The 352-nt window shown below is 46.9% G+C and carries 1 tRNA gene and 1 rRNA gene; both read left to right on the top strand.

What is annotated here, in order from left to right:
• Positions 1 to 15 precede the first annotated feature (15 nt).
• Positions 16 to 131: ribosomal RNA gene (gene rrf / locus IRQ95_RS22095) — 5S ribosomal RNA — on the top strand.
• A gap of 94 nt (positions 132 to 225) precedes the next feature.
• A tRNA-Asp gene (locus IRQ95_RS22090) sits at positions 226 to 302 on the top strand.
• The last annotated feature ends 50 nt before the right edge of the window (positions 303 to 352 follow it).

Here is a 352-nt window from a genome sequence, read left to right as displayed (position 1 = left end):
GAATTAAAGAATTTGCTTGGCGACCATAGCGTTGCGGACCCACCTGATTCCATGCCGAACTCAGAAGTGAAACGCAATAGCGCCGATGGTAGTGTGGGGCTTCCCCATGTGAGAGTAGGACATCGCCAGGCTTGTTTACTTGTTTTTAGATTTTGAAAAATCTAAAGGCAAAACTAAATAAAGCTACCTAACCATAAGACTTTATTTAGCAAAAAATACCGCTGCGGAGTGGTAGTTCAGTTGGTTAGAATACCGGCCTGTCACGCCGGGGGTCGCGGGTTCGAGTCCCGTCCACTCCGCCACTTATTGAGAAGCCCTGCTAGAAATAGCAGGGCTTTTTTCATTTCCATCA

Source organism: Vibrio fluminensis, assembly GCF_015278125.1.
Taxonomy (GTDB): Bacteria; Pseudomonadota; Gammaproteobacteria; order Enterobacterales; family Vibrionaceae; genus Vibrio; species Vibrio fluminensis.
This window is presented reverse-complemented; position numbering and strand designations above follow the sequence as displayed.